Annotated in this window: 23 protein-coding genes; 10 read left to right on the plus strand and 13 right to left on the minus strand. The window is 33.8% G+C overall.

Annotated elements, in window-relative coordinates; genetic code table 11:
• Nucleotides 1-43: 43 nt before the first annotated feature.
• Nucleotides 44-1,246 (plus strand): argininosuccinate synthase, encoded by a 1,203-nt coding sequence (locus P3U32_RS09535; protein WP_323702906.1) that lies wholly within the window; start codon nt 44-46, stop codon nt 1,244-1,246.
• A complete protein-coding gene (gene argH / locus P3U32_RS09540) occupies nt 1,243-2,616 on the plus strand; it encodes an argininosuccinate lyase (protein WP_323702907.1) in 1,374 nt (457 codons plus the stop codon). The genes P3U32_RS09535 and argH overlap by 4 nt, the downstream gene beginning before the upstream one ends.
• A gap of 822 nt (nt 2,617-3,438) precedes the next feature.
• Here the strand turns inward: argH and P3U32_RS09545 are convergent.
• The 6 genes from P3U32_RS09545 to P3U32_RS09570 form a co-directional block, all read right to left on the minus strand.
• Nucleotides 3,439-4,683, minus strand: a complete 1,245-nt coding sequence (locus P3U32_RS09545) for a Glu/Leu/Phe/Val family dehydrogenase (RefSeq protein ID WP_323702908.1) — start codon at nt 4,681-4,683, stop codon at nt 3,439-3,441.
• Nucleotides 4,684-4,791: 108 nt separating this feature from the next.
• Complete coding sequence (locus tag P3U32_RS09550) at nt 4,792-5,982, minus strand: ornithine--oxo-acid transaminase (RefSeq protein WP_323702909.1); 1,191 nt, start codon at nt 5,980-5,982, stop codon at nt 4,792-4,794.
• A 71-nt stretch (nt 5,983-6,053) separates the two neighbouring features.
• Nucleotides 6,054-7,598 (minus strand): L-glutamate gamma-semialdehyde dehydrogenase, encoded by a 1,545-nt coding sequence (gene pruA, locus P3U32_RS09555; protein WP_323702910.1) that lies wholly within the window; start codon nt 7,596-7,598, stop codon nt 6,054-6,056.
• A 173-nt stretch (nt 7,599-7,771) separates the two neighbouring features.
• Nucleotides 7,772-8,152 carry a S1 domain-containing post-transcriptional regulator Ygs gene (gene ygs / locus P3U32_RS09560; protein WP_323702911.1) on the minus strand — a complete coding sequence of 127 codons (381 nt, stop codon included), beginning with the start codon at nt 8,150-8,152 and terminating at the stop codon, nt 7,772-7,774.
• A gap of 244 nt (nt 8,153-8,396) precedes the next feature.
• Complete coding sequence (locus P3U32_RS09565; RefSeq protein WP_323702912.1) at nt 8,397-8,597, minus strand: hypothetical protein; 201 nt, start codon at nt 8,595-8,597, stop codon at nt 8,397-8,399.
• A gap of 83 nt (nt 8,598-8,680) precedes the next feature.
• The gene (locus P3U32_RS09570; RefSeq protein WP_323702913.1) at nt 8,681-9,274 is read right to left on the minus strand and encodes a peptidylprolyl isomerase; all 594 of its coding nucleotides are present in this window, start codon (nt 9,272-9,274) and stop codon (nt 8,681-8,683) included.
• A 76-nt stretch (nt 9,275-9,350) separates the two neighbouring features.
• On the opposite strand from P3U32_RS09570, the gene kapB reads away from it, so the two are divergent.
• The 8 genes from kapB (at nt 9,351) to mnhG (ending at nt 15,619) form a co-directional block, all read left to right on the plus strand.
• Entirely contained in the window at nt 9,351-9,728 is a 378-nt protein-coding gene (gene kapB, locus P3U32_RS09575) for a sporulation phosphorelay system protein KapB (protein WP_323702914.1), read from the plus strand.
• Between the two features lie 152 nt (nt 9,729-9,880).
• A complete protein-coding gene (locus P3U32_RS09580) occupies nt 9,881-12,295 on the plus strand; it encodes a Na+/H+ antiporter subunit A (RefSeq protein ID WP_323702915.1) in 2,415 nt (804 codons plus the stop codon).
• A complete protein-coding gene (locus P3U32_RS09585) occupies nt 12,279-12,707 on the plus strand; it encodes a Na(+)/H(+) antiporter subunit B (RefSeq protein WP_323702916.1) in 429 nt (142 codons plus the stop codon). The genes P3U32_RS09580 and P3U32_RS09585 overlap by 17 nt, the downstream gene beginning before the upstream one ends.
• Nucleotides 12,707-13,048 carry a Na(+)/H(+) antiporter subunit C gene (locus P3U32_RS09590; protein ID WP_323702917.1) on the plus strand — a complete coding sequence of 114 codons (342 nt, stop codon included), beginning with the start codon at nt 12,707-12,709 and terminating at the stop codon, nt 13,046-13,048. Before P3U32_RS09585 ends, P3U32_RS09590 begins: the two co-directional genes overlap by 1 nt.
• A complete protein-coding gene (locus P3U32_RS09595; protein ID WP_323702918.1) occupies nt 13,041-14,531 on the plus strand; it encodes a Na+/H+ antiporter subunit D in 1,491 nt (496 codons plus the stop codon). Before P3U32_RS09590 ends, P3U32_RS09595 begins: the two co-directional genes overlap by 8 nt.
• A complete protein-coding gene (locus P3U32_RS09600) occupies nt 14,531-15,013 on the plus strand; it encodes a Na+/H+ antiporter subunit E (RefSeq protein WP_323702919.1) in 483 nt (160 codons plus the stop codon). The genes P3U32_RS09595 and P3U32_RS09600 overlap by 1 nt, the downstream gene beginning before the upstream one ends.
• Complete coding sequence (locus tag P3U32_RS09605; RefSeq protein ID WP_323702920.1) at nt 15,010-15,300, plus strand: Na(+)/H(+) antiporter subunit F1; 291 nt, start codon at nt 15,010-15,012, stop codon at nt 15,298-15,300. The genes P3U32_RS09600 and P3U32_RS09605 overlap by 4 nt, the downstream gene beginning before the upstream one ends.
• The gene (gene mnhG, locus P3U32_RS09610; RefSeq protein WP_323702921.1) at nt 15,278-15,619 is read left to right on the plus strand and encodes a monovalent cation/H(+) antiporter subunit G; all 342 of its coding nucleotides are present in this window, start codon (nt 15,278-15,280) and stop codon (nt 15,617-15,619) included. The genes P3U32_RS09605 and mnhG overlap by 23 nt, the downstream gene beginning before the upstream one ends.
• A gap of 584 nt (nt 15,620-16,203) precedes the next feature.
• Here the strand turns inward: mnhG and P3U32_RS09615 are convergent.
• From P3U32_RS09615 to P3U32_RS09645, 7 genes are all read right to left on the minus strand, one after another.
• Entirely contained in the window at nt 16,204-17,085 is an 882-nt protein-coding gene (locus tag P3U32_RS09615; protein WP_323702922.1) for an SDR family oxidoreductase, read from the minus strand.
• Nucleotides 17,086-17,380: 295 nt separating this feature from the next.
• Nucleotides 17,381-17,929: a GNAT family N-acetyltransferase gene (locus P3U32_RS09620; protein ID WP_323702923.1), complete on the minus strand. Its 549-nt coding sequence runs from the start codon at nt 17,927-17,929 to the stop codon at nt 17,381-17,383.
• Between the two features lie 173 nt (nt 17,930-18,102).
• On the minus strand, nt 18,103-18,471 hold the full coding sequence (locus P3U32_RS09625; RefSeq protein ID WP_323702924.1) for a PaaI family thioesterase: 369 nt from the start codon (nt 18,469-18,471) through the stop codon (nt 18,103-18,105).
• A 20-nt stretch (nt 18,472-18,491) separates the two neighbouring features.
• Complete coding sequence (locus P3U32_RS09630) at nt 18,492-19,805, minus strand: Na+/H+ antiporter family protein (RefSeq protein WP_323704871.1); 1,314 nt, start codon at nt 19,803-19,805, stop codon at nt 18,492-18,494.
• Between the two features lie 175 nt (nt 19,806-19,980).
• Nucleotides 19,981-21,459 (minus strand): M17 family metallopeptidase, encoded by a 1,479-nt coding sequence (locus P3U32_RS09635; protein ID WP_323702925.1) that lies wholly within the window; start codon nt 21,457-21,459, stop codon nt 19,981-19,983.
• Between the two features lie 16 nt (nt 21,460-21,475).
• Nucleotides 21,476-21,796 carry a YuiB family protein gene (locus P3U32_RS09640; protein ID WP_323702926.1) on the minus strand — a complete coding sequence of 107 codons (321 nt, stop codon included), beginning with the start codon at nt 21,794-21,796 and terminating at the stop codon, nt 21,476-21,478.
• Nucleotides 21,797-21,861: 65 nt separating this feature from the next.
• Nucleotides 21,862-23,076 carry an NAD(P)/FAD-dependent oxidoreductase gene (locus tag P3U32_RS09645; protein WP_323702927.1) on the minus strand — a complete coding sequence of 405 codons (1,215 nt, stop codon included), beginning with the start codon at nt 23,074-23,076 and terminating at the stop codon, nt 21,862-21,864.
• Nucleotides 23,077-23,090 lie beyond the last annotated feature (14 nt).

Consider the following 23,090-nt stretch of genomic DNA (forward strand, 5'->3'; position numbering starts at 1 on the left):
ATACAAAATATTAAATATTAATACAAAAGAGAGGTTTTAAGTTATGTCTAATAAAGTTGTTTTAGCTTATTCAGGTGGTTTAGATACAAGTGTTGCAGTGAAATGGTTGATTGAGAAAGGTTATACAATCGTTGCATGTTGCTTAGACGTTGGTGAAGGTAAAGATTTAGATTTAGTTCAACAAAAGGCTTTAGATATGGGCGCTGAACAGTCATATGTCATTGATGCCACTAAAGAATTTAGTGAAGACTTTGTTGGATATGCAATTAAAGGGAATACAATGTATGAAGGTAGCTATCCTTTAGTATCCGCTTTAAGTAGACCACTTATTTCTAAAAAATTAGTTGAAATTGCATTAAAAGAAGATGCAATTGCGATTGCTCATGGTTGTACTGGTAAAGGAAATGACCAAGTTCGTTTCGAAGTTGCTATTAAGTCACTTGCACCACACATTAAAGTGCTTGCACCTGTTCGTGAATGGTCATGGAGTCGTGAAGAAGAAATTGATTATGCAAAAAAACATAATATCCCTATTCCAATCAATTTAGACTCTCCTTATTCAATTGACCAAAATTTATGGGGTCGTAGTAATGAGTGTGGTATTTTAGAAGATCCTTTCGCTACACCACCAGAAGATGCATACGATTTAACAAATGCACTGGAAAATACACCTGACACAGCTGAAGAATTAGAACTTGAATTTGAAAATGGTTTACCAGTGTCTATTAATAACCAAGCTTATGATTTAGATCAATTGATTTTACATCTTAATGAAGTAGCTGGATTACACGGTATTGGAAGAATCGACCATGTTGAGAATCGTTTAGTTGGTATTAAATCACGTGAAGTTTATGAAACACCAGGTGCTAAAGTCATCATGGAAGCACATAAAGCGTTAGAAACAATTACTTTAACGAAAGATGTGGCACACTTTAAACCAATCATTGAAAAACAATTAGCTGAACAGATTTATAACGGTTTATGGTTCTCTCCTTTAACAGATAGCTTGAAACAATTTATAGATTCAACTCAAACTCAAGTTACTGGTACAGTACGTGTTAAATTATACAAAGGTAATGTTATTGTTAACGGACGTAAATCTCCGTACAGCTTATATAATGAAGCTTTAGCAACATATACTAAAGAAGATGCTTTCAACCAAGAAGCTGCTGTAGGATTTATCGAAATCTTTGGTTTACCTACTAAAGTTAAAGCATTGTTAGAAACTGAAGGTGTTTTAAAATGAGTAAAAAAGCTTGGGGAGGAAGATTCGAATCTAATCCCGAATCATGGGTAGATGCATTCAATGCATCTATCCATTTTGATAAAAATTTAATTGACCAAGATATTCAAGGAAGTATTGCACACGCAACAATGCTTGCTGAACAACAAATAATTGAACATGAAGAAGCCGAATTAATCATACAAGGATTAAAAGACATCAAAAAAGATTTTGAAAATGATCAATTAGAACTTTCAGAATCACTTGAGGATATTCACCTCAATATTGAACATGCATTAATTCAAAAGATTGGCCAAGTTGGAGGCAAATTGCATACTGGTAGAAGTAGAAATGACCAAGTCGCTACGGATATGCATTTATATACAAAAGAAAATGTACAAGAAATCATTGAGCTAGTAGAGTCACTTCAACAAGCAATCGTGACAATCGCAGATCAACATGTGCATACAATTATGCCTGGTTATACACATCTTCAAAGAGCTCAACCTATTTCATTTGCCCATCACATTATGACTTACTTTTGGATGCTTGAAAGAGATAAATCAAGATTTAACGATAGCATTAAACGTATAGATATCAGTCCACTTGGCGCCGCAGCTTTAAGCGGAACAACACATCCAATCGATAGACATCGTACTCAAGAATTACTTGAATTTGGTAGTTTATACGAGAACAGTCTAGATGCAGTTAGCGATCGTGATTATATCGTAGAAACATTGCATAACATTTCATTAACAATGGTTCATCTATCAAGATTTTCTGAAGAAATTATTTTTTGGTCAACAGACGAAGCCAAGTTCATCACTTTATCTGATAGTTTCTCTACAGGCTCATCAATTATGCCTCAAAAGAAAAACCCTGATATGGCAGAGCTAATCAGAGGTAAAGTTGGTAGAACAACTGGACATTTAATGAGTATGTTAGTTACGTTAAAAGGTCTCCCACTTGCTTACAATAAAGATATGCAAGAAGATAAAGAAGGTCTCTTCGATGCTATCCATACAATTAAAGGTTCTTTACGTATTTTTGAAGGTATGATTACAACAATGCAAGTCAATAAAGAACATTTAAATGAAACTGTTCATAAAGACTTTTCAAACGCTACAGAACTAGCCGACTATCTCGTTGAGCAGAATATCCCATTTAGAGAAGCACATGAAATCGTTGGTAAAATAGTACTATGGTGTATTCAAAATAATAAATATTTATTAGACGTACCATTAGAACAATATCAATCTTATAACAATAAAATTGAAGCTAACGTATATGACTATCTCAAACCAGAAAACTGTCTTAGCCGCCGTAAAAGTTACGGTTCAACCGGCCAAGAATCAGTTAAACACCAAATAAACGTAGCTAAACAATTATTATAATAGTAGAATCCTGGAATTAGTTGATTCCAGGATTTTTCGTATGTAGTGGTTAGTCGTAGTGGTTCGAAAATTAGGATCAGAATTCTGGATTATGATCGTTAGAACGCTGTAACTACCAGTATTCTGGATTATGACCGTTAGAACTCTGTAACGGACATTATTCCGAATTCTGTCCCTTAGAACTGTATAACGGACACTTCTCAGAATTTTGTCCCTTAGAACTCTGTAACGGACATTATTCCGAATTCTGTCCCTTAGAACTGTGTAACGGACATTATTCCGAATTCTGTCCTTTAGAACTGTGTAACGGACATTATTCCGAATTCTGTCCCTTAGAACTGTGTAACGGACATTATTCCGAATTCTGTCCCTTAGAACTGTGTAACGGACATTATTCCGAATTCTGTCCTTTAGAACTGTGTAACGGACATTATTCCGAATTCTGTCCTTTAGAACTGTGTAACGGACATTATTCCGAATTCTGTCCTTTAGAACTGTGTAACGGACATTATTCCGAATTCTGTCCTTTAGAACTGTGTAACGGACATTATTCCGAATTCTGACCTTTAGAATCATGTATCTAAAACTTCTCCGGAATTCTACATCATAATCCCCCACTCACTCCAACGCACACAATAAAAAAGGGAGCGGGACAGAAATCTAACTCATAAAAAAGATTTCGTAGTCCCGCCCTCGGCAAGGATGACTAGAGTTGAAAAAAGCTTGATACAAGCGCATTTTCAACTCTAGTCATCTACTACCAAGATACAAAAAAGAGACTGAGACATACATTATGTCCCAGCCTCTTCCTATTACAACAGTTTAAGCCCAACCTCTATATCGTGCCGCTTCTGCTGTACGTTTAATACCTACAATGTAAGCTGCTAAACGCATATCTATTCTTCTGTTTTCTGCTAAGTTATAAATTGTATCAAATGCTTTAACTAATTTTTCACGTAATTTTTCATTAACTTCTTCTTCTGTCCAATAATAACCTTGGTTATTTTGTACCCATTCGAAGTATGATACTGTTACGCCACCAGCACTTGCTAATACATCTGGTACTAATAAAACGCCACGTTCACTTAAAATCTTAGTTGCTGCCATTGTTGTCGGACCATTAGCTGCTTCAACTACGATTTCAGCTTTAATATCATTCGCATTTTCTTCAGTTATTTGATTAGATATTGCTGCTGGTACTAAAATGTCACAATCAATTTCAAATAATTCTTTGTTTGAAATTGTTTCATCAAATAAGTTTGTAACTGTACCGAAACTATCACGACGATCTAATAAATAATCGATATCTAAACCTTCTGGATCATGTAAAGCACCGTAAGCATCTGAGATACCTACAACTTTAGCGCCTTCGTCATATAAGAATTTCGCTAAGAAACTACCTGCATTACCGAAACCTTGGATCACGACTCTAGAACCTTTAATTGTTTTCCCACGTCTTTTTGCTGCTTGTTCAATCGCGATAACTACACCTAATGCAGTTGAACGGTCTCTACCTTGTGAACCACCTAATACGATTGGTTTACCAGTAATGAAACCTGGAGAATTAAATTCATCCATTTGACTATATTCGTCCATCATCCAAGCCATGATTTGTGAGTTTGTGAAAACATCAGGCGCTGGAATATCTTTTGTTGGACCTACAATTTGAGAAATTGCACGAACATAACCACGAGATAATCTTTCAACTTCGTGAATACTCATTTGTCGTGGATCACAAACAATACCACCTTTACCGCCACCATAAGGTAAATCAACAATGCCACATTTTAAAGTCATCCACATTGATAATGCAGTAACTTCTTCAACGTCTACATCTGGATGGAAACGTACGCCACCTTTTGTAGGACCAACAGCATCATTGTGTTGGGCACGATAGCCGGTAAAAGTTTTAACAGATCCGTCATCCATTCTAACTGGAATTCGTACAGTTAATAATCTCATTGGTTCCTTAATTAAATCATACATCCCCTCGTCAAAACCTAATTTATTAAGGGCTTCACCAATAATTTCTTGTGTCGATGATACTAAATTTAAATTTTCGCTCATGATCCTCTTCGCCTCTTTTTTAAATACTTTAAATCTCTAGATAATTGTAACATAATTGATTATTTTTAAAAGTCTTTATCATGAAATTTGTAAACGGTATCACAATTTTTAATTAAAAACCGATTTAACTTGATCAATGGCCCAATTTAAATCTTCTTTTTCGATAATTAATGGTGGTGCAAAACGTATTACAGTTTCATGTGTTTCTTTACACAACAACCCAAGTTCTTTAAGTTTTTCACAGTAAGGTCTTGCATCTTCAGTTAATTCAACACCGATGAACAATCCTTTACCTCTTACTTCTTTAATTGCTGGGTGATTAATTTTTTCTAATTCTTCTTTAAAATACGTACCTAATTCTAAAGAACGTTCTGATAATTTTTCATCAATCAATACATCTAAAGCTGCATTTGATACTGCACATGCAAGTGGATTTCCACCAAATGTAGATCCGTGTGATCCTGGATTAAACACTTCAATTACTTCTTTATCTCCAACGATACACGAAATTGGAAATACGCCGCCACCAAGTGCTTTTCCAAGTATGTACATATCAGGTTGAACATTATCCCAGTCCGTCGCGAATAATTTACCTGTTCTACCTAGTCCAGCTTGAATTTCATCTGCAATGAATAATACATTATTTTCATCACAAATTTCTCTAATTTGTTTTAAGTAACCGTCTTCCGGTACGTTTATACCTGCTTCACCTTGAATAGGTTCAATTAATATCGCAGCAGTATTTGGTGTAATCGCTGATTTAATTTGTTCTATATCACCAAAATCAACAAGATTAAAGCCACCAAGTAATGGTCCATAACCTCTTTGATATTCTTTTTCTGAAGAAAGTGATACTGCAGCCATTGTACGTCCATGGAAGTTACCATTCATAGCAATAATTTCTGCTTTATTTTCTTCTACACCTTTAACATCGTATGCCCAACGTCTAGCTGCTTTAATAGCTGTTTCAACAGCTTCCGCACCTGTATTCATTGGTAATACCATTTCTTTATTTGCAAGTTTACATATTTTTTCATACCAAGGACCTAATTGATCACTGTGGAATGCACGTGATGTCAATGTAACTCGGTCAGCTTGTTCCTTTAATGCTTGGATAATTTTAGGGTGACGGTGACCTTGGTTAACCGCAGAATAAGCAGATAACATATCTAAATACTTATTACCTTCCGGATCTTTAACCCAAATGCCCTCCGCTTCTGATATAACAATCGGCAACGGTAAATAGTTTGGAGCACCAAATGAATTAGTTTGTTCAATTATTTCTTGTGACTTTGTCATATTAAATCTCCTCCCATTAAAACAGTAGAGCTAGAAAACGCTCTACTGTATTTGTATGATTTCCATTTTCATTATAACATTTCTGAAATTGTACGTCCTTGCATATGAAGAATTAAGTAGTCTGGACCACCTGCTTTAGAATCTGTACCAGACATTTTAAATCCGCCAAACGGTTGATAGCCTACAATTGCGCCTGTACAACCTCTGTTAAAGTATAAGTTTCCAACTAAGAATTTACGGCGTGCTAATTCTAATTTTTCACGATTATTTGTAATTACTCCACCAGTTAATCCATATTCTGTATCATTCGCAAAATCAATTGCTTCATCAAAATCTTTCGCTTTACTGAAACCGACAACTGGTCCAAAAATTTCTTCTTGCATTACGCGGTCGTCATGTTTTAAATCTGCTATAACTGTTGGATTAACGAAGTGACCTTTAGACTCATCTGTCGTTCCACCTGCTACAACGCGACCTTCTTTTTTACCAATTTCAATATATTTTTTAATTTTTTTAATTGAGTTTTCATCAATTACAGGACCCATATAATTATCTTGATCAGTTGAATCACCCACAGATAATTGTTCTGTACGTTCAACGACTTTATCTAGTAATTCATCATAAATATCTTCTACAGCAATAACGCGTGAACATGCAGAACATTTTTGACCTGAGAATCCAAATGCAGATTGTACGATTGAGTCTGCAGCTAAATCTAAATCGCCTTCTGAATCAACAATTATTGTATCTTTACCACCCATTTCAGCGATTACACGCTTAAGGTGCGTTTGTCCTTTATGTACTTTCGCAGCTCTTTCATATATAGATACACCCACATCACGAGATCCTGTGAATGAAATTAAACTTGTATCTTTATGATCAATTAAATAATCTCCAATTTCACTAGATGAACCAGGAATATAGTTAACTACCCCTTTTGGTAAACCTGCTTCCTCTAATACTTCCATAAATTTATATGCTACGACTGGTGTTTTTGATGATGGTTTTAATAAAACTGTGTTTCCAGTAACGATTGGTGCAACAGTTGTTCCTGCCATAATCGCAAATGCAAAGTTCCATGGTGAAATAACTACAGAAACACCAATAGGTAAATATTGATATTTATTATATTCTCCTGGACGACTTTCCACTTTCTTTCCATCTTTCAATTCCAGCATTTGACGTGCATAATACTCCATAAAATCAATTGCTTCAGCAGTATCAGCATCTGCTTCTTTCCATGGTTTACCACCTTCTTTAGAAAGTAATGCAGAGAACTCATGTTTACGACGTCTTGTTATAGCAGCTGCTTTAAATAAAACATCTGCACGTACGCTTGGATCTGTTTCTCTCCAAGTCTCAAATGCTTCTTTAGCCGCTTCCATCGCCTTCTCAGCATGTTCTTTACTTGCTTTAGAAACTAACCCGACAGTTTCTTCTATATTAGAAGGATTGTATGATCTTGTTTTATCATCAGTGAAAATTCGTTCTCCACCAACAATAATAGGATATTCTTCACCTAAATAACCTTCGACCGTTTTTAGCCCTTTCAAATAAGCAGCTTTATTCTCTTCTTTCGTAAAATCAGTAAATGGTTCATGTTTGTATGGAATCATTTAAGTAAACCTCCCTTTGTTAATACGGACTCCTTAAAAAAGAAAGCCCTTACATAACTATAATGACACACTTCTATTGTGAACTTCAAGATATTTTTTTACAATTTTTAGGCTGATTTTAAAGTTGCAATTTATGTGTAAATAAATATACAAAAAGACGATTAAATCTTCATTTAATCGTCTTCTAAATGCTTATTTGATTGGTTAATCCATTTAGGTAACCTTTCTTCTAAAGGTTGAAACCCATATTTTTCTGTCTCCCGTATTTCATCTAGCACTGATCGCCTTTCTTTCTTGCGCTCTTGTCTTTTGAAATATTCATTTTCTTTCAGTGATAAGTTGAGTTTACCTTCTTCTTCTACCTTAATTACTTTCGCTTTAACAATCTGACCTACTGTTAAAAATTGATTAAGGTTATGAACATAATCATTCATCACTTCTGATATATGAATGAGACCTTCCACATGATCAGGGGTTTCAACAAAGGCACCATATGGCTGTATGCCAGTCACTTTAACTTTCACAAACTGACCGACTTTATATTGTTTTCTCACGTTTAGAAAACCCCTTGTACTTATAGTTATTAACTCCTTCATAATAGCATAGTTGATTTTATTTAACCATTTATTTGATATATAATTCTGAAAATAAGATACTAAAAAAAGCTGAGACATTACATTATGTCCCAGCTTCTTCATATAATAACTACATAATAGCGTAGCTGTCTTTATTCCCATTTGTTTAAAGATTCGATATCAATTATTGTTTCAGAAGTTGTTATAACGAATATACGTTTCGTTATTTTTCACTTTTTTTCTCCTCTTGCTCTAAATGATCCATCACTTGTTTTTCAAATGATTTCATTTTCTCTTCGTCTTTTTTGGATTTCTTACGAAACATCACAAAGACAATATAGGCTAAAACCATAAATAGTAATAACGTAGCAACAGCAGGAATATATTCTAATTTATTATCTGGAAAATAAAGAAATTCCATCATAATCCGACCACTCCCTTAGCAATTAGATTATAACAAAGTTTGAGTCGAATATATTAATCTTTTTATGACAATTGAATGTCGATTTATTTAATAATCTCAACTGTTTCGATAACTACGTCTTCTACAGGTTTGTCATTTGCACCTACTTTAACGTTTGCGATATCTTCTAATACATCTTCGCCTTCAGTGATGTGACCGAATACTGAATGTTTTTGATCTAACCATGGCGTTCCGCCTTTTTCAGCATAACGATCCACGATTTCTTCTGGCCAACCGCCATCTTTAAGTTGTGACAACATGTTTGCTGGTACTTCTTTCATTTGTACGATGAAGAATTGTGAACCGTTTGTATTTGGTCCCGCATTAGCCATAGATAATGCACCGTATAAATTGAATGCTTGTAATGAGAACTCATCTTCAAATGCACTTCCGTAAATACTTTCTCCACCCATACCAGTACCTGTTGGGTCTCCACCTTGAACCATAAAGTCATTTATAACTCTGTGGAAAATGATGCCGTCATAATATTTCTTCTCAGCTAAACCAATAAAGTTTTCAACTGTTTTTGGTGCTAATTCAGGGAATAATTTAAAAGTCATGTTACCTTTATTTGTTTTAATTTGAACTACTCTTTCGCCTTCATTTATTTCGTTTGTTAATTGAGGATAGTTTGTCATTTTATAAGCTCCATTCATGTTAAAATAATTACAATAGTGATATCATAACATAATTTTATTGAAAGGGGATATCAACATGGTATATCAATTTCCTCATAAAACAGGACAGTACATTGTAGAAATAATAGAAGAAAAAGGTGATCAATTACTTGTTAAAGTGCTTGCTGTGCTTAAACACCCTAGACAAGGCGATTTACACAATCCAAATGAAGTAGAAAATGTATTCTTTCATGAAAGAAAAGCGTTAAGTCAATTTGAAAAGAGATATACAACGGCGCAATTTTTAAAAGCATATCAATCAGAAGTTCCAAATTATATAGACTCTCTTAAACAATCACTTTATGAACTTGAAGAAAAAATGAAACAAAGAAATAATGCTTATAGTCTTCAAGCTTTAAAATGTATTGAACAATTAAAGGTTGATTATGAGCAACAATATAAAACAAATTTTTAATTTATACAAAAAAATTTCAATAACTTTTTGCCGTGTTTCTTCATATTTAAAAATAACCTAAAAATTCAGAATTATCTTCGTGATAGTGTTTTCAAGCCTATAAGAAATTGTGTATAATATAGATTAGGTAAATTTTGGAGGGAGGTTATTAAATGACTTTAATGCATATTATGATTTTGTTGCCTTTAATTTTTGCAATCATCATTCCAGTTTTATATCGATTCTATAATGGCATACATTTAGGCTGGTTTGTATTACCGATTCCAGTCATTATATTTAGCTATTTTATGTCATACATAAATGTTCCAGATTCAGATAAACCATTTATCGTTACTTGGGACTTCATGCCAAGACTTGGAATGAACTTCTCAATTCATTTAGACGGTTTAAGCATTTTATTCGCATCATTGATTACTGGAATTGGTGCACTTGTCGTACTTTATTCCATTTCATACTTAAGTAAACAAGAAGCATTGGGAAATTTTTATTGTTACTTATTAATGTTCATGGGTGCGATGTTAGGTGTCGTATTATCAGATAACCTATTGATGCTTTATTTATTTTGGGAATTGACATCTATTTCAAGTTTCTTACTTATCGCATATTGGCGTGAAAAAGAAGCATCAATCTATGGCGCGCAAAAATCTTTAATCATCACCGTATTTGGTGGATTGATGTTGCTTGGTGGCTTTATTTGTTTATCGTTAGCCGGGAATTCGTGGAGCATTACATCTTTAATACAAAATGCTGACACAATTCAATCATCACCATTCTTTATCTTTGCGATGGTACTCGTCTTAATTGGTGCAATGACTAAATCTGCTCAGTTTCCATTCCACATATGGTTACCTGACGCGATGGAAGCCCCAACTCCAGTCAGCGCATATCTACACTCTGCAACGATGGTTAAAGCTGGTATTTATTTAGTCGCACGTACAACGCCTATATTCGCAGTAAGTGCTGGATTTATATGGACTGTCACTGCAATAGGATTAATCACATTAATCTGGGCATCATTTAATGCTGTGAAACAACAAGATTTAAAGGGTATTCTTGCATTTTCAACAGTGTCTCAGCTCGGTATGATAATGTCCATGCTTGGAATTGGTGCAGTAAGTTACCACTACTCAGGTGAGGAAAGTCAATTATTTTTAGCGAGCATCATTGCAGCTGTGTTCCATCTAATAAACCATGCTACCTTTAAAGGTGCATTATTTATGGTTACAGGAACAATTGATCATGAAGTTGGTACGAGAGATATTAAAAAATTAGGTGGATTAATGACCATCATGCCTATTTCTTGCACATTTACAATCATTACTGCATTAAGTATGGCTGGCGTTCCACCATTCAATGGTTTCTTATCTAAAGAGTTATTCTTAACTGCAATGTTTGATGCACATCATGCAGATATCTTTAGTTTAGCAACGTTAGGATATTTATTACCAATCGTTGCACTTATTGGTAGTATTTTTACGTTTGTATATTCATTCAAGTATGTTCACGAAGTGTTCTTCGGTAAATATAAACCAGATGCATTACCTAAGAAAGCACATGAAGCACCATTTATGATGCTATTGCCAACAGGTATTTTAACAGCATTAGTTATTATCTTCGGACTATTCCCGAACATACTTAGTCATACGATTATCGCTCCAGCAGTAAGAGCAATTGCACCATTCGCAAGTGAACCTGAAGTACATATTTCATACTGGCATGGCATCACACCTGCGTTAATTGGAACGATCATCGTATTTGTTGTAGGTTTCTTATTATTCAAATCAGTAGATAAATGGAATAAAATTTATCAATTCCATCCTGAACATTTAACGTTTAATTACTATTATGATAGAGGTATTGATTTAAGCTCATATCTATCAAATAAAATTACTCAAAGCTATATGACAGGATTCATCAGAACTTATCTTATTTATATTTTTGCATTTTTCATTATTATGACAGCACTGACGCTATTTACGCATCCTGTTCAGATTGCTTTTGATAATATTAGTGAAATTAGACCATATGAAGTGATATTAATGGGATTAATACTGGTAAGTACATTCTGTATTGTACTTTCTAAATCACGTCTTTTCAGTATTATCATGTTAGCTGCTGTAGGTTATTCAGTTGCACTATTCTTTGTATTCTTTGGCGCACCTGACTTAGCATTAACACAATTATCGATTGAAACAATTTCAACTGCCCTATTCTTATTATGTTTCTATCATTTACCAAAAATGAATCGACATGATGAAAATCGTAAGTTCAAAATTGGTAATTTCTTAATATCAATATGTGTTGGTATTGCAGTAATTGCAATCGGATTAATTGCATATGGTAATAGACATTTTGATTCTATTTCTAAATATTACATTGATAATGTATATGACTTAGCAGCCGGTAAAAATATGGTCAACGTTATACTTGTTGACTTCCGTGGATTTGATACATTGTTTGAGTCTGCAGTATTAGGTATCGCCGGTCTAGGCATATATACACTTATCAAATTACGTGATAAAGATAAAAATAAAGATGGAGGTGAAGAACATGAAGAAACAATCTAATGATGTATTCTTTCAGTTCAATGCCGTCATCATCTGTTTAATCATAATGATGTATGCAGTATCTATTTTCTTTGGTGGTCACTATACGCCTGGTGGTGGATTCGTAGGGGGATTACTATTCTCTTCTGCTGTCATCATTATCGGTATCGCATTTGATACAAAGACATTAAAGAAGATGTTTCCATTTGACTTTAAATTAGTAACAGCGACAGGATTATTTTTCTGTGTTCTTACGCCAATTTTAAGTTGGACATACAATAAAACATTTTTTACCCATAAATTTGGTGAATTTCATTTACCAATCTTTGGTGAAATACATTGGCATACAGCCATGTTGTTTGATTTAGGTGTATTACTAGCTGTTGTGGGCACATCCATAACGATCATATTAGCGATTGGAGAGAATGAATAATGGAGATATTAATGATTTTCGTTTCAGGTATTATTATATCCGTATCAGTATACCTAGTTCTCTCTAAAAGTTTAATTAGGATTATTATTGGTACGACGTTGTTATCACATGGGGTCCACCTCATGTTACTTACAATGGGAGGTCTAAAAAAAGGCGCCCTTCCAATTGAGGAAAAAGGAATAAAAAATTATGTCGATCCTTTACCACAAGCCTTAATCTTAACGGCAATTGTAATCGCATTTGCTGTTACTGCATTTTTCTTAGTATTAGCTTTTAGAAGTTATAAAGAGCTAGGTACAGATAATTTAGAAGAAATGAAGGAGGTACCGAAAGATGAATAATTTGATTATTGTACCTCTTGTCATTACATTTTTAACAGCAGTTGCCTTAATCTTTGTAGGACAACGACCTTATGTTAAACGTAAAGTTGTATTAACGGGATTTTCATTAGCCTTTTTAGTGAGTTTATACAATATATATATGGTCAATATGTATGGCACTCAAACGCTTAACCTAGGTAGTTGGCCAGTACCATACAGTATTGTTATTTATGTAGATATGTTAAGTGCACTATTAGTAAGTGTAAGTTTATTTATCACATTAATTGTATTGCTTTATTCTCATCAGTCTATAGGTATTCACCGTGAAAGTTATTTCTACTACTTTGGTGTTACGATGATGGTAACTGGTGTAAACGGTGCATTTATGACTGGTGATTTATTTAACTTATTTGTATTTTTCGAAGTGTTTCTTATGTCTTCTTATTTATTACTCGTTATCGGAGGTACTAAAATACAATTACAAGAAAGTATTAAATATATTCTTGTTAATGTACTTACATCAGCATTCTTCGTGTTAGGTGTTGGTATGTTGTATTCCATAACTGGTACATTAAATATGGGTGATTTACATGTGAAATTCGCGGAGTTATCAAAGACGGATTTAAATATCGTTGTCATTACATTTATTATGTTCCTATTTGTATTTGCTACTAAAGCAGGTATGTTCCCACTTTACTTCTGGTTACCTGGTGCTTACTATGCACCACCAATACCAATTATCGCACTATTCGGTGCGCTATTAACTAAAGTTGGTGCATATGCTATTATGCGTACATTTAGTTTATTCTACTCAGTAAACAGTGAATTTATTACACAAACATTAGTTGTACTATCGATACTAACCATCATCATGGGTTGTATTGGCGCCATCGCTTATTACGACATTAAGAAAATAATCATTTATAACATTATGATTGCGATAGGTGTCATCTTAATTGGTGCAGCAATGATGGATAAAAACGGTATGATCGGAAGTATTTATTATTTATTACACGACATGATCATTAAAGCAGCGCTGTTCTTGTTAATTGGTGTCATTATTAAAATTACCGGTTCACCAGATTTAAGGAAGTACAGTGGTCTAATCAATCACTACCCTGTCCTTGGCTGGATTTATTTCATAGCTGCATTATCGTTAGCAGGTATTCCACCATTAAGTGGTTTTTATGGTAAATATATTATCGTGATGTCTACATTTGAAAATGGTTACTACATTAGTGGCGTTATCGTTTTATTATCAAGCTTATTCGTTTTATATTCAGTAATGCGTATTTTCTTAATGGCATTTTGGGGAGAAGAACGAGGTTATACATTTAATCCGGATTTAAAAATAAAAAAATTAATGATTGCATCCGTTACAATTACGATTATTGCTATCTTATTCGGTCTAGGTGCAGATTATTTATATCCATTTATAGAAAAAGCAGCATTACCTTTCTATAATCCTGAAACTTATGTTAATGCGTTAGGAGGGGATTATTAATGGCAGTACAAGTACTTATCAACGTATTATTAGCCGTGTTATGGATGATGCTTTCCGATACGTATACATTCGGTGCATTTATATTTGGATACTTATTCGGCATACTGTTTGTATTAGTCGCTTTACCATTACTACCTGGAAATCATTTATATTTACGTCCAGTATGGAAGTCAATCAAACTCGCTATTCTATTTATGAAAGAGCTTATTTTAGCTAATATTGATGTCATTAAAATCGTACTTCAAAAAGAAATTAAAAATAAGCCCGCTTTCTTTGCTTATCCAACCGAATTAAAGAAACCTTGGGAGATTACGTTATTATCACAGTTGATTACTTTAACACCAGGTACGATTGTTGTCGCTATTTCAGATGATCAAAAAACACTTTATATTCATTCTATTGATTTTTCAGATATCGATTCTGAAGTATCTGCAATCAAAGATTCATTTGAAAAAGCAATCAAGGAGGTGAGCATACGATGACAAATTTATTCGTTATAATTGCGATTATCATCGTTGCACTCTCTATGATAGGCATACTCATACGTGTTATTATCGGCCCTACTTTGGCTGATAGAATTATTGCACTAGATGCTTTAGGTATTACATTAATGGCTATGATTGCACTGTTCTCAGTATTAACACATACTAGATATCTGTTCGTCATACTACTATTAATAGGTATATTAGCATTTCTAGGGACAGCAGCATTTGCGAAATTTATGGACAAAGGAGAGATTATTGAAAATGATAGAAACGATTCTTATTAGTATCTCAATCATCATGATGGTCATTGGCGCACTCTTTAGTCTATTCGCTGCTTTAGGTATATTACGTTTACCAGATGTATTTTCTAGAGCACATGCTTCAGGAAAAGCTTCAACATTAGGCGTAATGCTCATCCTTACAGGTGTCTTAATTTACTTTATCGGTAAAGATGGACATTTCAATGTCCAACTATTACTTGGTATTATATTCATATTTATAACTGGCCCATTAGCAGGTCATCTTGTTTCTCGAAGTGCATATTACATGGGCGTTAAACCTAGTGAACGTACAATTAGAGATGATTTAAAAGACGCCAAATAAATAAAAAGAACCTCAATCGTTGTTATACGATTGAGGTTTTTTTATTGTACAGATTTATCCCGCTAACGAGATTGTTTTCACTTTCTATCTCGTTAGCCATGCTCAATGTTGCTTGTCGACCTCCACTTGCAATGTTCAAGCGCTCAATGTTGCTTGTCGATCCTCACTTGCAATGTTCAGCGCTCCAATGTTGCATGTCGACCTCCACTTGCAATGTTCAAGCGCTCAATGTTGCTTGTCAGCCTCCACTTGCAATGTTCACCGCCTCAATGTTGCTTGTCGACCCTCACTTGCAATGTTCAGCGCTTCAATGTTGCATGTCGACCTCCACTTGCAATGTTCAACGCTCCAATGTTGCTTGTCGACCCTCACTTGCAATGTTCAGCGCTCCAATGTTGCTTGTCGACCCTCACTTGCAATGTTCAGCGCTCCAATGTTGCTTGTCGACCTTCACTTGCAATGTTCAGCGCCTCAATGTTGCTTGTCGACCTCCTGAGAATATGCCCGCGAAAAGCATGCGCATAAAAATGCTGACACTCTAAAAAAACCTCAATCGTCGTTACACGATTGAGGTTCTTTATTCTTTAATTAATTGGTGCGCCACCTGTAGCACCATATACTTGTCCTGTTATAAAGCTCGCATTATCTGAAGCTAATAATACATATATATCTGCTAATTCTACAGGTTGACCAGCTCTTTGTAATGGTTGATTCTTACCGAATTCTGGTATTTTATCTTGTGGTTGTCCGCCACATATTTGTAATGGTGTCCAAACTGGACCAGGTGCTACACAATTCACTCTAATTCCTTTTTCTCCTAATTGTGCAGCAAGACTTTTTGTAATAGAGATATTACAACTCTTCGTCATTGCATAATCAATTAAATGAGAACTTGGTTTAACACCTTGAATAGATGACGTAAAGATAATACTGCTACCTGCTTCTAAATAATTTAACGCTTCTTGAACTGCAGTAACGCCAGAAAATACATTTACTTCGAATGTATCTCGTAAGCTTTCTTCTGAAAGATTTTGGATGTCATATTCATATTGTTGCATCCCTGCATTTAATACAAGAATATCTAGTCCACCTAATGCTTTATGCGCTTCTTTTACCATTGATTTAGGAAATGCCTTATCTCTTAAATCACCAGGAATAAGTACACATTTTTGTCCAGCTTCTTCAATGGCACGCTTCACATCTTCAGCATCTTCTTGTTCAGCTACTAAATAATTAATTGCAACATCCGCACCTTCTTTAGCATATGCAATTGCTGCTGCTCGTCCGATACCTGAATCTCCACCTGTAATGAGTGCTTTTTTTCCTGTTAGTTTGTTTGATCCTTGATATGTATCTTCTCCACTATCAGGAATAGGTTTCATTTCTTTCTGTATACCAGGATATTCTTGAGGTTGCTTTTCATATTTTTCATTGTAAAATGCAGTTAATGGATTTATATTAGACATCTTCCATTCCTCCTTAAAATATTGATAATTACTTTATACCCTGTTTATACGAAAATAAAAGCTGAGACATTAATTGATGTCTCAGCTTTACATATTCAATAATGAAATTTTTAAATATACATTGAACTCAAAAAAATCATTCTAATGTTGTTTTAAATCTACGATTTTGTTCGTGCATGCTTGCCTAGGGTATGGTTCGAGCCTGTAGTCTCTCACGCATACTTTTCCCACAGGCGTCTGCACTTTACAAAATCGTAGTAATAGTATTAAAAATTATGATTAATGTGGTAGTTGTTTAACCTTCTTGCCATTCTTCCTTTAAAATTCCCATTTGTATAGCATCATAAGATTGACCTCGAACAATTCGTCCTTGTCGAATTCGAGCTTCTTCGACCATTCCTATTTTATTAGCTACCTTAATCATTCTAATATTTCCAGACCATGTAGATATTCCAATTCTATTAGTGTCAGTGTTTGTAAATAAATGATCAATCCAATCACTAAATATTTGTGAACCTAATCCCTTTTCCCAGTTGTTATTTTTATAAATAACAATTCCACATTCTATCCATTTAGAATATGGATCTTTCCAATATGCAGTTACTACTCCAATGAATTCATCTTTATATTTTATTGCTAAACATGAATGCACATGATTATAGAGAAACTTATTCGTATTATAATTTCTCTTAAACTGTTCAAAAGAATATGTCTCTTCTTTGATATACGGACCATTCCATTTTTTTGCTTGTTGTTCAGCGTCAATATATTTCCAATAGTAATATTCTTTTAAATCAGACTCACTTAACTCAGATAAATAAAGATTATCGCTAACTTTATGCATAATTTTCTCCTTTAGAAATATGTATGGTTTTCTTAATGATAACAAAAATATGATAAAGCAATGTGGTTATGTTATACATTAAATAAATTTTTTAACATACAAAAAAGCACCTTTTCATTAATAAAAAGGTACTTTTTCTAAATATGCATTATTTGATTGATAAAAATCTGTGTTTATTTCTTCTGCCTTACTGCTATAGTGGCTCTTATAACTGATATTAATTGGTCTTGTTCGTCAACTACTTTGACATCCCAAACTTGTGTACTACGGCCTATATGCAATGCTGTTGCTATTGCTTTAACCTCACCTGAGCGAACGGACTTTATATGATTTGCATTGATTTCAAGACCAAATGCAAGTTCATCTTCTTTCGATGATAAATGTGCACCCATTGACGCTGCTGTTTCTGCTAGAGCAATTGTCGCACCTCCATGTAAAAAACCAAACGGCTGTTTAACATTGTCAGTCACTGGCATTGTCATTTCAACATATCCATATTTGGATTCTATTGTCTTCATTTGAAGAAGTTCTAATAAATTCATATGCAATCCCTCCATTCACTCTATAATACCATAGCTGCTATAAAACCAAATATAATCAGTGGTATGTTATAAATAAGGAAGTTTGGAATACAAGTATCTCTAATGTGATCATGTTCTCCATCTACATTTAATCCGGCTGTTGGTCCTAATGTTGAATCACTCGCTGGACTACCTGAATCACCTAGTGCACCTGCAGTACCAATAACAGCAATTAATGCCATTGCACTTAATCCAATTTCCTGACCAAATGGAATAAATAAACTTGCGATGATTGGAATCGTCGCAAATGATGAACCAATACCTAGTGTTACGATTAAACCAATAGCATACATCATAATGATACTCAGCGCTTTGTTGTCACCAGTAATGTGCGCCAAACTTTTAACTAAAGTACTTACTTCATTTGTAGCATTCATCACACCAGCAAAACCGTTTGCTGCTAATATAACGACACCGATATACGCCATGATTTGTATACCTTCTACTAATTTATCATCTAAATTTCTCCAATTATATAATCCTGAGATGAAGAAGATTAATATACCTGCTAATGCACCAAAAATCATTGATTCTGTATATGTTTGTACGATAAATGTAGCCAAGATAGATATGATTGTAACAATTAATGGATAAGGTTTTAATGTTTTAATTTCCTCATCTTCTTCTACTTTAATTGTTTTATAAGTTCTTGGTTTCCAATAAATAATGATTGCAACGATTAAACCAAAAACATAACCCATTGAAGGGATTAACATTGCTTTCCAAATACTATTAAAAGCTATATTCACATGTGCTTTATGGAACGCATCAAAAATAATTGATTGGAAGATGTGTCCATAACCATATGGAAATAGAATATATGGGAAACAAAGTCCAAACCCAATCACTGTAGCAATTAACCTTCTATCCATTTTTAATTCATTAAATAAACTTAATAAAGGAGGAATTAATATTGGTATAAACGCAATATGTACAGGTATAATATTTTGACTCATTACAGAAATAACAAGAAGTACTGCTACTAAAGTAATTTTTATTTTTACTCTACTTTTTTGAGAGTTCTCTTTCTTCATAGATTGAATAATTTTTCCAACGATATAATCTGTAATGCCACTATATGAAATTAATGCGGCAAATCCACCTAATAACGCATAAGATAATGCAACTTCTGCACCATCAACAATTGTATTTCCAAATGTTGAAATAACTTTATCAAGTGACATACCACTAAATAATCCACCAGTTAATGCCCCTACGAATATACTTAACACAACGTTTAATCTCATTAAACAAAGTATAATCATGACAATAACGGCTACTAATACTGCATTTATTTCCAAGTAAATCCTCTCCATTCTTTAACTCTCTACCACGATAAAGTGAAATGATGCATATATCATATCAATTGTTAAATATCATGTCAATACACTGAGTATTAGTCTAAATTTTCAGAAAATGTAACTAAAATATAAGTGAGACACTTTTCATGTCTCACTTATTTTAAATTTTTTATGCTTTGTTTTTTAAGAAATGTAGAATGGTTGGAATCATTGCACCTGTGGCACCTTTTGGACCTCGGTACGATGCTTGTTCTGTCTCACTTGAAGCTGCAATATCAAAGTGTAAATGCGGTGTTTCAACACTGAAATGTGTTACGAATGCTGCAGCAAAAAGTGCTTTCCCATGTTTATTTAAAATACAATTCGTTAAATCTGCTACTTCAGAAGATTTAATATCTTGTTTCTCTTCTTCAGTAATTGGTAATTCAAAACTGATCTCATTTGAATATTTTGAAGCTTTTTTCACTTCATCTATATATTGATCTGCATCACTAGAGAATATACCAGTCTTCCCAAATCCTAACGCAGCAACAACTGCACCAGTTAAAGTAGCAAAATTCATTATTAATTCTGGTTTAAATTGTTTAGCGTAAGTCACCGCTTCACCTAGTACTAAGCGTCCTTCTGCATCCGTATTTGTTATTTCAACAGTTTCACCATTTAATGCTGTAAATACATCATCCGGCTTCATGGCATTACTAGAAATCATATTTTCTGCTAAAGGCAACACAGCAACAATATGAATAGGTAACTCTAATTTCGCAATTGCATTTACCATCGCTACGACATTACTTGCACCACTCATATCATATTTCATCGTCGGCATACCCGTCTTAGGTTTAATTTGATAACCACCTGAATCGTAAGTAACCCCTTTACCAACTAATGCAATAGGATCTTTATCTGAGCCTTTATACGTCAACGTAACTAAGCGAGGACCATGAATAGAACCTTTACCAACCGCATCAATTAAACCAAAACCTTCTTCTCTAATTGCTTTGTCATCTTTAATTGAAACTTCAACATTTGAACCTTTGAAGTGCTTTTCAATACTTTTTGCAAAATAGTCGGGTGTTAATATATTTGGCGGTGTTTGTGAATAAGTTCTTGCTAAGTTAATGCTATCACCTAAAATTTCACCTTGTTGAATATAAGTAAGTACTGTTTCATCTTGTGAAGTAATAAGTTCAATTTTTGTTTCAACTTGAGCTGATTTATTTGTCTTATAATGATCAAAATCAAATACTGATTGTTTTGAGAACCATCCAAAACGGTATAATCTCTCTTCATCTGTAACAGTTTGTGCCACAAATGTATCATCTAAAAGTTGAACTTGTTCGATTTTATTTTGATATAAGTAACGGCTTAAATTACCATATATCACCTGATAATCATTTTCTTTGATTGTTTTTAAATTGCCTAATCCAACTGCAATTAATTTCACGACTTTCCCATTGATTGAAATTGCAGTGCTTGAAATTGAACCAAGCTCACTATTTAATATTTGTTCATGTTTTAATTCTTCTAATTGGTTATTGACTATTTCATTTATGTGTTCAAAATTTTTCATTTGATTTAAATGACTTGGACATCCGATTACGACTGGAAATTCATTTTCAATCTGTTTATTTTTTATTTGAAATTTCATTTTACTATCCCCTTTTTTAGAACATTGAATATCCGCTTCTTCTTAAGTTTCTAATCACAAACCCTGCTACAATCGCACCAATCCAACCAGAACCGAGCATCAGTATATCAGCAGTATGTATATTTGTTAAACCAGTTATTAATTTTGAAAATGCCAATGATGGGTTTGAAAAATAAGTAAACGTTGATATCTTATCTACAATCGCAAATATTACAAATGGATAAAATACTGACATAATCCATGTTGACTTTAATAACATATTTAATATAAAACCAATTCCAAAAAATAAAACAAAGAATAATGCCATTGAAATAATTACTTGTGGTAACGATATCATAGCTAACCTCCTTTAAAAAAAGAGACCCGCCTAATAGCAGGTCTCTGTACTTAATAATCTAAAAATTAGAATTTACCTTTTTTATAGGCTAATCCGATACCACCGATTTTGAATACGGCACGTGTATCGATAACTTTTTTCATGAACGCTGCTTTTTTACCAGTAATTTCACGACCCATAACAACACCAACACCGTCATGGCTACCTAATGAACATACAGTACCTTTGTCATCATATGAGAAAGCTGTAGTTTGTTCGCCATTAAGAATGTTTTTAATATTTTTAGCAAGGTGTTCACCTTGTTGCATTGCGATTTGTGCAGTAGTTGGTAATGGACGTTTGTTTTCGCCTTCACCAGCCATAACTGCTGAACAGTCACCAATAACGAAGATATTTTCATGGTTATCGATAGATAAATCTTCTTTAACTACGATACGACCACGTTTAACGCCATCGAATGATTCTTCCATTAATTTGCTACCTCTAACTCCGGCAGCCCAAATTGCAGTGTTTGCTTCTAATGTTTGTTCTTCGTCATTAACTTTAACTACGAAACCTTTTTCGTTACAAGCAACGATTGGTGTAGAAATTTTGAATTCAACGCCACGGTCTTCTAGGTATCTAACAACATAATTTACTAAGTTCTCTGAGAACATAGGTAACATTTTTGGAGCAGCTTCAACACAAGTAATTTTAACTTTAGATTGATCTACACCATATTTTTTACATAGTTCTGGGATACGCTCAGTTAATTCACCTAATAATTCAACACCAGTGAATCCAGCACCACCTACTAAGATTGCTAAATCATTTTCATCTTTTTCTTTAGATGAAGCATAGTTTGCAAATCTATCTTCAAGGTGTTTAGCGATACGACGAGAAGTATTAATATTTTCAATTTGAAGTGCATGTTCTTTCATACCTTCAATACCGAATGTTTCACTTTCAAATCCTAAAGCGACTACTAAAATATCAAATTCAAATATACCATTTGAAGTTTCTACTGTTTTATCATCTTTGTTAATTTTAGTTACTTCAGCTTTAACAAAGTTTACTTTATTACGATCAATAACATTAGTAATTGGGTATAATGCATCTTCATAATTTAAAGTACCAGCTGATGCCTCATGTAACCATGTTGCTTCATAGTGATAATCATTTTTGTTGATTAAAGTAACATCAACGTCTTGGTTTGAAACTAATTTTTGCAATTTAGATATTGTTTGTAAGCCAGCATATCCTGCCCCTAATACGAGAACTTTTTTACGTTCAAATCCCATTATTTTCACCTATA

The sequence above is a fragment of the Mammaliicoccus sp. Dog046 genome, assembly GCF_034039665.1.
GTDB lineage: Bacteria > Bacillota > Bacilli > Staphylococcales > Staphylococcaceae > Mammaliicoccus.